The organism is Methanomassiliicoccales archaeon (assembly GCA_026394375.1).
In the GTDB taxonomy this organism is placed as follows: Archaea; Thermoplasmatota; Thermoplasmata; order Methanomassiliicoccales; family UBA472; genus JAJRAL01.
Genome location: JAPKYJ010000014.1, coordinates 33,537 through 40,520, shown reverse-complemented (window position 1 = coordinate 40,520; position 6,984 = coordinate 33,537). Strand labels below are relative to the sequence as shown.

7 protein-coding genes are annotated in these 6,984 nt (G+C 53.8%); 3 read left to right on the top strand and 4 right to left on the bottom strand.

Features of this window, described 5'->3' with window-relative positions:
* Positions 1–973 precede the first annotated feature (973 nt).
* The gene (locus NT137_03055) at positions 974–1,249 is read right to left on the bottom strand and encodes a DUF1294 domain-containing protein (protein MCX6652316.1); all 276 of its coding nucleotides are present in this window, start codon (positions 1,247–1,249) and stop codon (positions 974–976) included.
* A gap of 220 nt (positions 1,250–1,469) precedes the next feature.
* Positions 1,470–2,063: a protein-S-isoprenylcysteine O-methyltransferase gene (locus NT137_03050; protein MCX6652315.1), complete on the bottom strand. Its 594-nt coding sequence runs from the start codon at positions 2,061–2,063 to the stop codon at positions 1,470–1,472.
* A gap of 123 nt (positions 2,064–2,186) precedes the next feature.
* Between NT137_03050 and NT137_03045 the strand changes: the two genes are divergently transcribed.
* From NT137_03045 to NT137_03035, 3 genes are all read left to right on the top strand, one after another.
* Positions 2,187–2,567 carry an ACT domain-containing protein gene (locus NT137_03045; protein MCX6652314.1) on the top strand — a complete coding sequence of 127 codons (381 nt, stop codon included), beginning with the start codon at positions 2,187–2,189 and terminating at the stop codon, positions 2,565–2,567.
* Positions 2,568–2,632: 65 nt separating this feature from the next.
* Positions 2,633–3,481 (top strand): 4Fe-4S binding protein, encoded by an 849-nt coding sequence (locus tag NT137_03040; GenBank protein ID MCX6652313.1) that lies wholly within the window; start codon positions 2,633–2,635, stop codon positions 3,479–3,481.
* 238 nt (positions 3,482–3,719) lie between these two features.
* The gene (locus tag NT137_03035; GenBank protein ID MCX6652312.1) at positions 3,720–3,959 is read left to right on the top strand and encodes a hypothetical protein; all 240 of its coding nucleotides are present in this window, start codon (positions 3,720–3,722) and stop codon (positions 3,957–3,959) included.
* Between the two features lie 5 nt (positions 3,960–3,964).
* Here the strand turns inward: NT137_03035 and NT137_03030 are convergent, their stop codons facing one another.
* A complete protein-coding gene (locus NT137_03030; protein ID MCX6652311.1) occupies positions 3,965–5,350 on the bottom strand; it encodes a DEAD/DEAH box helicase in 1,386 nt (461 codons plus the stop codon).
* A gap of 337 nt (positions 5,351–5,687) precedes the next feature.
* On the bottom strand, positions 5,688–6,869 hold the full coding sequence (locus NT137_03025; protein MCX6652310.1) for a hypothetical protein: 1,182 nt from the start codon (positions 6,867–6,869) through the stop codon (positions 5,688–5,690).
* Positions 6,870–6,984: the final 115 nt, after the last annotated feature.

Here is a 6,984-nt window from a genome sequence, read left to right as displayed (position 1 = left end):
TCGAGTATCGTGGCAACCAATCTATTACCTTCTTTGACAGCTGGCAATAGGTTGGCCCACACATATTAATTTTGGTAACAATATAGATAACAAACGATAATTATGCTTCAGAATCCGTCAGTTGACTTTTGCAACAAGGCCGTTAGTAATAATAATTGGCATAGTCGTTGGGATAATGAGCCAGTTTCCAGATATATTCTGGCTTGTTTATCCTTCTGATGTTCCTTCATCAATGCAAGCAGCAAGGGCTGTGGTTGTCCCTCTGCTTTTAACACTTATGATTTGGTTGATAGGCAAATTCACATCTACGCAATACCAGCCAATTGCTAAAATAATAGCTTGGTTTTATGTGTCGGAACTCGTTTTTTCATACGGTCTTACGTATTTTTGGGGCATAGGATGGATTCCCAGAAATAGTACCATGACGGGAGTGGGAATGGTGTGTCTGTTAATATTAGGTCCAGTAGTAATATTCAAGATTATTGTACCTAGATATCGAGAAAGCTATCCGGATTCAATTTTTCTTAGAAGCAGAATAAAACTTTTCTTGGCTTTAATCATAGCCAATCTAATCTATTTCTTGATGGTAGCTGCTATTAGTAGGTAGTAAGTAAAGAAAAGGGTTTGTGCAATCCGACTCAATCGAATTCGGAAAACGAGTGTCTGGCTCGGCATCGGTTCAAATCCCGACGCCCGCACCATCGTGCACTCGAATATTGAGCAAGCCGGGATCGCTTTCCCTGATTGAAAGATAGAAGGAAAAGTGAAATGAGTTTTTCAGGGACTGGGGAGCCACGGAATGTTGACATCTGTCAGGAACAAGGTCCTGTAGGAGTCGGTCGATTTGACAAGAGCACAGGGTTTCAGAGTCCCTCCTTTCCAAGTCGGTTCTGCGGCCGCCACGAGGAACTCGATCTCTAGCGTCGCTTGTCTCTCATCCCAGACGCCATCGGCTTTTGGGGGGTGTGCATTCTCAGATCATGAACTTGTAGATCAGAAAAGAGACTATCGCGATATGCACTACCATCATCAATGGCACTAGAATGAACTTGGTTTTCCTCGTCTTGTGCCTGAAGGCCTTCATCGCAGCGTAGGCTCCGAAGGGACCTATAGCTGCCATCGACAGCAGCCTTCTCTCAGATATCCTTCTCCGATTCATCTTCGCCTTCCTTTTATCAGCCGCGAAAAGGATGAATGATATCACGTTTACAATGAAGTAAACGATCAGCAGTTCAAGAACGAGGTCCACCCTTTTCACCCCACCTGGGCTAGATGTCAATCTCGGTAGTCAATGATTTCCACTGAGGGTGAGAGAGAATGCCAAATGGAGGTTCATGATGGAACAGAGCTTGGTGGACTTCTTCCGCACTCTCTACGTCAATACAGGGCAGAAGTGCCAACTGCCGAGCATTGACCATGCCGCACAATGGCAATCCTTCCCCCCATCTTCGTAATCCTAGACTCGAGTGTTAATTCGTCCGGCGAGACAGCCTCAACTTGGGAATGACCCTCCCTGTCTCCAACATATAATCGTGGTATTCCTTCCCGAACTTCTCCTTCATTATCTTCTCCTCCAGCGGCACGCGCTCGAAGTAGAAAGCACTGAAGAAGATCAGGAAGATGAACCCCACAATGTAATTCTGGAGCAGAAGTGGCATGGAGAAGGCCCAAAGCCAAAGCGAAGCGTACATCGGATGCCGGACGCGGCGGTAGATGCCTCGTTTGATAAGCGATTGCTTGCCCTTCACGCTCGGTGAAAGGGCGAAGTTGGTACCCAGATCAGCATGGGATTTCCACAACAATAGGAGCGACCCTGCGGTCAGTAGAACGCCGATCCAAGCAACGGGGTCGGGCAGCGAGTAATTGGCGATGTTCAAGATCGGGGTCAGAATGAAGATCAATGGCAACACCATGCTCGTAACGACCATAGCGACCAGGAACTGGTCCAGTCTAGAACCCCTCCTGGCCCCCCTTTCTTCGATCCTCATCATGAAGGCTAGCCGGATCAGGAAGGACAGTGCCGCGCAGATCACATATATCATGACGAAGAGCCCGACGTTCATTCTCTGCCCCAGGCCATTGGAGTAATTCTTCAGTGTATTAGTATTCTCCTCACAAACTGGCAACTCAGAGTCCCGCGAGCGAGCGATAAGAAGGCTAATCATCGCTTGGAGCGTTCTCGTATCGTGCGGGCTCAGGAATTCCTTCGAACGAACCGGGTGGGCTTCAGTGTGAGCGCGGATGACTACGATCTGGCCTTGGATGTTGAGACTCTCGATATACAAGATGCGTTCGCGATCGTCCACCATCGAGGTCGCTACACTGTCATCGGCAAGAAGAGGAAGGGGCGCTACCGTCTGCTAACGTTCGAGGTCAAGCTGCCCCAAGATCTGATAGGCTTCCTGGCACTGGTCACGGATGCTCTTGCCCAGGTGGATGTGCCGGTGTTCGTCATCTCCTCGTTCGAGACCGACCATATCCTCATCCCCAGGGAGGACCTTTCTCGCGCGGTAGAGGCCCTCGAGGGAATAGGTATGGAACATCTGGATGCTAGCAGCCGGACCTGAGCAACAAGCAACCTTCATAGAAAGGCATTAACCGCCGCATGGGCATCTTCTGGAGCATGGGCCGAATGACCCCTCTCTACACCAGGCTCATTCGCAGCGGTTTCAAGAAACGCTTCTTCCTGGCCAAGATGACGAAGGTCCCCTTGATCGGCAAGACCATGGAGATCGCCTTCTTCGGTGGCGATGACATAATCATCCTGCCCAAGGACGAGGTGGCGATAGCTACGCAGGCGAAGCGCAGGACCATCGACCTGAACGTCCAAGCTGAGCCATCCAACATCATGGTGCCCTCGCAGGTCATCGAGCATTTCATCCGCAAATCGAGATACCGCTTCCTCATGAACTGCTGCATGTGCCGCAGCTCCAACCACTGCGAGCACTATCCCGCGAACCTTGGTTGTATCTTCCTGGGAAAGGATGTGACCAAGATCGATCTTAAGATGGGACGGCTGGTATCCATGGAAGAGGCGCTTGAGCACTTGCGCAAGTGCCGCGAGGCGGGCCTGGTGCACCTTATCGGCCGGGATAAGATCGACTCCGTCTGGCTAGGCACGAAGAAGGAGAACCTTCTATCCATATGCTCCTGCTGTCCCTGTTGCTGCTTATGGAAAATGCTTCCGAACGTGAACTCGAGCATCGCTGGCACCGTGACCAAGATGCCCGGAGTGGAGGTGATAGTGGATGCCTCAAAGTGCGTGGGTTGCGGCACCTGCGTGGAGAAGCATCCCTGCTACTTGGGCGCGATGAAGATCGTGGACAAGAAGGCGGTCATCGACCAGGCAACCTGCCGTGGATGCGCCCGGTGCGTGGAGATATGTCCAAAGGGCGCCATCTCCCTGAGGATCACCGACCGAGGCTTCATGGAGCGGGCCATCGAGCGCATCGAGCCATTGGTGGATGTGACGGCCGAGTGAGCGCCCATTCCGAGCGCGTGAATGATACAAGATGACCCAATCATTCATAGTCCAATTGCAGAAAGGATGCTTTCAGACCCAGGAATGCGCCTGGAGAGATGATTTCACCCAAAATGTTTAAATATATCATTCGGGGTGAATACCCCGGGAGTATTCGATCCTCTTGAGTAGGTACCGTCGACGCACTGGACGAAGATTTGAGACCGAAAGGAAACCAACCACGCGGACCAGGACCGCGATGTTGAATCTTAGGCGGGAAGGTGTTTTCAAGTACGATGTCCGCGAGGTCCTGGCCGAATCGAAGGTGGACGAGGCATTGGCGTCCTCGGTCATCGCCAATATGATCGCCAAAGCCTCCCGGGTCTCTATCAATGAGGCCAAGGATTACGTGCGCGAGGTGGAAACCCGGGGAGGATACGGAAAGGATGTCTCGGATTATCTCTGCCAGCTCCTTGACAAATACACGCTCTACCGCTAGAGAGCCTACCTCTTCTGCAACGGCTCGAAGGTGATCTTCTTCCCCTTGGACTGAGCCCCACGCATGGCGCTCATGGTCCTCAGGGCCACATCCCGGTGAACTTCCACTATGCTTTCGGACTCGCCCAGATCGATGTGTCCCACGGCCATGTCGCTTATCCTGGCCAGTCGGGTGATGAGATCGGAGAGGTCAGCGCTGGTCGCTTTGTCTTTGCGGCCGAAGTTGATGCGGAACTTGACCATGCCGAAGATGTCGGCCATCTCGTCGAAGTCCCAGACCTTCCTCACCGTCTCCCTGCCGGCGACTTCGGGAACATCTTCTTTCTTCACCCCCGCGCCCGAGAAGTCGGTGATGCTGCTGAGCAGGTGCTGCTCCTCCGCGGTAACGAAGGTGATCGCTTTGCCTTCCTTACCCGCCCTTCCCGTTCTTCCGATGCGGTGCACGTAGACCTCGGGATTCTCCGGCACGTCGTAGTTGATCACGTGGGTGACTCCCTCGATGTCCAGTCCCCGGGCGGCCACGTCCGTTGCCACCAGGAAGTTAACCTTGCTCTCGCGGAAGTCCTGGAGCACCTTCTCCCTCCTCGCCTGCGTGAGATCCCCATGGAGCGCCACCGCCGGATAACCGTAGGAGACGAGGGCGCGAGTGAGAATGTCCACCATGCGCTTGGTGGAGCAGAAGATTATGGCCTTGGGTTTCTCTCGGTCCAGGACCCGGCACAGCGCCCATATCTTGTTCCGCCGCCCGACGTTGAAATACACCTGCTCGGTGGAAGGGAGAACGAGCTCATCCTCGCTGATGATCAGCGTCTCCGGATTGCGCATATAGTGCGCGGCCAACTCCCTCACATCGCTCGGTATGGTGGCGGAGAAGAGCATGGTCATGCGGTTCTTCGGCAACTTGGATAGGATCCAGCGGATATCGTCGATGAACCCCATGTCCAACATACGGTCGGCCTCATCCAGGACGAGGAAGTTGAGGTCGCGCAGGTCCAATGTTCCTCGCTTCATATGGTCGATCACACGACCTGGCGTGCCAACGATCACTTCCACTCCTTTCTGCAGCTCTGCGAACTGGTTCTCGATGGAAGTGCCGCCGTAAACGGCCAAAATGCGGTAACCCATGAACTCGCCCAGCCGACCCAGCTCCTCAGAGACCTGGACCGCTAGTTCTCGCGTGGGCGCCAGGACTAGCGCCTTGGGCTTCTTTCCCTTTCTCAGACACTGGAGAATGGGGATGCCGAAAGCCGCGGTCTTGCCCGTACCGGTCTGCGCCTGCGCCATGACGTCCTTTCCCTGCAACAAGAGTGGTATGGTCACCTCTTGCACTGGGGTGGGTTCTTGCCAACCCGCTTTCCGGATGGCGCGCATGATGCGCTCATCTATCTTCAAGGATTCGAAACTCTGAGGCATATTGATCCACGCTGAATAACCACCGATAATGGAGCTTGGCTATATGATTTGCCCTAGTGGATAATTCGAACCGAAAGGGGGTGAGCATTGATCCAGTTCGCCCATCGAAGCGTAGGACGCACATGCTGCCACATACACTGCACACTGACCTGCATCTCCCAAGCGATGGCTTTGTTCAGCCGTTCCAGCAATCTCTGCGATGCCAAATCGATTCCTCCATCAGGGCCATACGACCCAGAACGCAAAAGCTATTCCAACTGAGCCTGGATGAATTTACCGAATATGGCGCATTCCAGATGGATTGGTCGCCTGGCGCTCACTTCTTTCTGACCCGGATGTCTGCTTCCTTCGCCAGGACGGCAGTATCCGCTCCAGAACGAGGGAGTATGATGCGGTTCTTCACCCACCACCAGGCCAGTAAGGTGGAGTTCACCGTGGCGAGTACCAACACGAGCGAGTACCACAGCTGCATCTTCTCATCCATGCCGGCGAGGGAGCTAACGAAAGTCGCCAATGTGTTCGGCACTAGCACCGCTGTGCCTAGGATGGTGAGCCATGTCACCGCCAAGGTCATGCGGTTGTTCAACGTCTGCAGCTGATTGTTGTAGAGGGATTGCAGCACCTCCAGACCAGAGGCGAGCACTTCCGAGGTATGCTCAGAAAGAGAGATCTGGCGGTTGACGTCATCGATGAGCAAGGTGATCTTGGAAAGCACCTTGGTGTTGTCGGTGATCACGTCCGCATCTCCGAACCGTAGGGAGTTGAGCACGTCCACTGTGGCCCAGAGGTTGCTCAAGTAAGCGATGAGGGTGTGCTTCATCTCATAGATCTTCCGGCCTAGGGGTTCCCTGAGCGACTTGGGATCTGCCAGTTGTTTGCTTAGCCAGTCCGATTGCTCTTCTATCTCTCGCAGCTGCTCGAAATTGCGATTGTTGTTCTCATCCAGTATGCGGACGAGCATGTTGGTGAGCTTATCCTCCCCGGGCATGCTTTCGGGCAGCTTCCGCAGGAACACGTCCGCGTAGCGGGAGAACTGTACGAACCGCGTCACTTCCTCATTGTGCATGGTGAGGATGAGGTTCTTGCGGATGAGCACGATGAGGCTGAACCTTTGCACCTCCAGCCCGGTGATGCGAACCGCGGGGACGAGTATGCCTAGCTCTGCTTCCCTGTCCTCGTAATTTGAGTAGCTTCCTTTCAGGAGGGTGGTGACGAAGTTGTCGCTGAATCCCAACTTGGCCGCGATTTCCGTTCCCTCTTTCTCCAGGTCTCGGAGTGGAAAATTGATCCAGGCGAGAGCTGAGGCCTGTATCGTGGGAATGAATTCCGCGGGGCTGTCCCCCTGCAGCTTGATCGGTTTCCCACCATGGACCAGGGCGACGCACACCCCACTGGGTTTTTTCTGCCCCTTGGTCTCGGGCGCTGGACCGGGTGCGGTTGCGCTGGTTGCATCATTCTGAACCGCACTCGCAGATCCGGGTTTCGAACCGGTCTCCATGCTATCTCCCCTCTAGTGCGGCGCAGGGCGTCGCGCTCGAACCTGTATGTGGTAGGGGAGATGAATACTTCGCCTTTGTTCTAGATAGCAAGGCCGAGATTGATATTCCTGCGAT

Excerpts from the sequence above, each read along its gene's own strand:
- NT137_03025 (MCX6652310.1), bottom strand. The coding sequence starts at position 6,869 with ATGGAGACCGGTTCGAAACCCGGATCTGCGAGTGCGGTTCAGAATGAT.
- NT137_03040 (MCX6652313.1), top strand. The coding sequence starts at position 2,633 with ATGACCCCTCTCTACACCAGGCTCATTCGCAGCGGTTTCAAGAAACGC.
- NT137_03050 (MCX6652315.1), bottom strand. The coding sequence starts at position 2,063 with ATGAACGTCGGGCTCTTCGTCATGATATATGTGATCTGCGCGGCACTG.
- NT137_03035 (MCX6652312.1), top strand. The coding sequence starts at position 3,720 with ATGTTGAATCTTAGGCGGGAAGGTGTTTTCAAGTACGATGTCCGCGAG.